Genomic DNA, 1,772 nt, shown 5'->3' with positions numbered 1-1,772 from the left:
GTGCGGATTGTGCGAAATCCTGATGTTGTCTCGACAGTCGAGCTGTCCATCGTTTAAGCCAATCTTGAAAGCCCGTATCCTGAAAAATGGGCATGTGGTCTAGTGCGCTGGTGCCAAGTGCTTTAAAGGTATTGGTGTAGTCCGTCTGGTTTTTTTGCATATACATGAGTAAGTCTTCAGCCAGTTGCATATCCTCCGACTCTTGGTTAAACAAGCCTAGTTTTTTACGCATGCCCGCTAACCAATGATCTAAAAACTTGCTTGGAAATTCTGCCAGCAAATCTTGCGCTATCAGCACGGCCTGTTCTTCATCAGTGTTCAGCAACGGCAATAAACTTTCTGCGAAGCGGAATAAGTTCCAATGCGCGATAGGTGCTTGGTTGCCGAACGCATACCGACCTTGCGTATCTATTGAGCTAAATACTGTTTTTGGATCGTACTGATTCATAAAAGCACATGGTCCGTAATCAATCGTTTCACCACACAGGCTCATGTTGTCGGTATTCATTACACCATGAATAAATCCTACATGCATCCATTGCGCAATTAACTTGGATTGGCTTTCAATCACGCGCTCAAGCAAAGCTGGATATGGATTATCTGTATCAATAATGTCAGGAAAATGACGTTGTATGCTGTAATCAGCCAAAGCCTTCAATACCTGCATATCATTCATGGCGGCGCTATATTGAAACGTGCCCACCCGAATATGGCTATCTGCAATCCGTGTCAGAATTGCACCCGGGTATGCATCATCACGGAACACCATTTCTCCACTGTAAACGACTGCTAGACTTCTTGTGGTGGGCACGCCGAGTGCATGCATGGCTTCACTCATAATATACTCGCGCAGCATCGGACCCAGTGCCGCACGTCCATCACCAGAGCGCGAGTAAGCGGTTCTACCAGCGCCTTTCAGTTGCACATCTACACGTCGCTTATCAGGTGTTATGTGTTCACCCAGTAAAATTGCGCGCCCATCGCCTAATATGTTAAAACCGCCAAACTGGTGCCCCGCATAGGCCTGAGCAATTGGACAAGCCGTTTCGAAAATTTTATTGCCGGATAAAAACGCAGCGCCATTGCTTATCAAGGCTTCGCTATCTAAACCAAGCGTTTGTGCCAGCTGTTGGTTAAAGATTGCAATCGCCGGGTTTTTGACCGTTGTGGGATGAGTTTTTTGGTAAAGACTGCTCGGCAACTGTAGGTAGCTGTTGTCGAAATTAAAGCCGAATGTATCTATGCCGGAAGTGGATGCAGTTTTCATATGCGCTATAGTTTACTAAATTACTAGGATACTAGTTTAATAAATATAGGCTCGCAATCAGAATCCGTATTTGGTGCCGTTAGGTTGAATTATTTAGGCTTGTGTGCGCTATAAAAATCTGCGCACGTTGTTAAGAAGTTGCTGCGCTTAGCAACGACGATCTGGTTGTATTAAAGTAATTTTGTGATTTCTTCTCTCATATCCAGGCGCATACTCAAGTACTAGTTTGACAAGCTCAGCTTGTCGTCTTGCCCCTGTTTTGGCAAGTACTTCTTTAATTTGGCTGTAAGCCGTATTGATAGAAATATCGTATTTTGCAGCATATTCAGTTGCGGTCATACCGTTCACAATCGAAAGTGTAAGTCTGGCCTCGGCTTTTGTCAGGCCAAAAATACGTGAGATATCAGCAAAATAGGACTCAATATCCCGTTTTGATTCAAAGATAAACATTACAATACCTGGTGCATTAATACCAAAAGCAGTTTTATCCAAGCGCTGCAACATA

General features: G+C 44.2%; 2 protein-coding genes. Both read right to left on the bottom strand.

Features of this window, described 5'->3' with window-relative positions; genetic code table 11:
• A partial coding sequence (locus B7Y67_RS17055) for a YdiU family protein (RefSeq protein ID WP_293599651.1) occupies positions 1 to 1,267 on the bottom strand: 1,267 nt, incomplete at its 3' end.
• A 147-nt stretch (positions 1,268 to 1,414) separates the two neighbouring features.
• The coding region (locus tag B7Y67_RS17050) for a helix-turn-helix transcriptional regulator (RefSeq protein ID WP_293599650.1) at positions 1,415 to 1,772 on the bottom strand (358 nt) is incomplete at its 5' end.

The sequence above is a fragment of the Polynucleobacter sp. 35-46-11 genome (assembly GCF_002281105.1).
This window is presented reverse-complemented; position numbering and strand designations above follow the sequence as displayed.